At 65.2% G+C, this 781-nt stretch carries 5 tRNA genes; all 5 read right to left on the bottom strand.

Going from position 1 to position 781, the window contains the following annotated elements:
- Positions 1 to 23 precede the first annotated feature (23 nt).
- The 5 genes from ACFV4G_RS42060 to ACFV4G_RS42040 all read right to left on the bottom strand — a co-directional run bounded on the left by ACFV4G_RS42060 (position 24) and on the right by ACFV4G_RS42040 (position 532).
- A tRNA-Gln gene (locus tag ACFV4G_RS42060) sits at positions 24 to 95 on the bottom strand.
- 44 nt (positions 96 to 139) lie between these two features.
- A tRNA-Glu gene (locus ACFV4G_RS42055) sits at positions 140 to 215 on the bottom strand.
- 26 nt (positions 216 to 241) lie between these two features.
- A tRNA-Glu gene (locus ACFV4G_RS42050) sits at positions 242 to 314 on the bottom strand.
- A 27-nt stretch (positions 315 to 341) separates the two neighbouring features.
- Positions 342 to 414 (bottom strand) — tRNA-Glu (locus ACFV4G_RS42045).
- 46 nt (positions 415 to 460) lie between these two features.
- Positions 461 to 532 (bottom strand) — tRNA-Gln (locus ACFV4G_RS42040).
- Between the last annotated feature and the right edge of the window lie 249 nt (positions 533 to 781).

Below are 781 nucleotides of genomic sequence, written 5' to 3'. Positions count from 1 at the left end.
GGTGCTGTTACTGCGGTACTGCGCTGGGGTACCAGGACTCGAACCTAGACTAAATGAACCAGAATCACTCGTGCTGCCAATTACACCATACCCCAACACAAAGCAAGCGCCGGTGGGCGAGCCCACCGGCTTCCTGCTCTGGTACCCCCGACCGGATTCGAACCGGCGCTACTGCCGTGAGAGGGCAGCGTGCTAGGCCGCTACACAACGGGGGCTTCCTGGCGATCCCTTGCGGGATCAGTACCCCCGACCGGATTCGAACCGGCGCTACTGCCGTGAGAGGGCAGCGTGCTAGGCCGCTACACAACGGGGGCTTTCCAGGTGATCCCTTGCGGGATCAGTACCCCCGACCGGATTCGAACCGGCGCTACTGCCGTGAGAGGGCAGCGTGCTAGGCCGCTACACAACGGGGGCTTGATCTTCACTTGTCCTGCGGTGGTGCTGTTACTGCGGTACTGCGCTGGGGTACCAGGACTCGAACCTAGACTAAATGAACCAGAATCACTCGTGCTGCCAATTACACCATACCCCACCAGAGTTGAACCCTCGTCGGATCCTCTCAGGCGTTGCGCCTCTCGCTCGGTCCCGGCCGGGGGGCTTTCGCTCCCTCGTCCGTTCCCTCCCGGGCGGCGCAGAAAGAACATTACCCGACGTCTGCCCTGGCTCCAAAATCGATAACCCCAGGCAGCGTCCGGGGGGCCGACGGATGACCTCCGGGTACGCCGCGGGGCCGGCCCCCGGGCGGGGCCCCGGGGGGGGGCCACGGGCCCGGAGCGGCGGC

It is taken from the genome of Kitasatospora sp. NPDC059747 (genome assembly GCF_042732955.1).
Classification (GTDB): Bacteria; Actinomycetota; Actinomycetes; order Streptomycetales; family Streptomycetaceae; genus Kitasatospora.
Note: the sequence above shows the minus strand (reverse complement) of the source record. Positions and strands in the feature narration are given on the sequence as shown.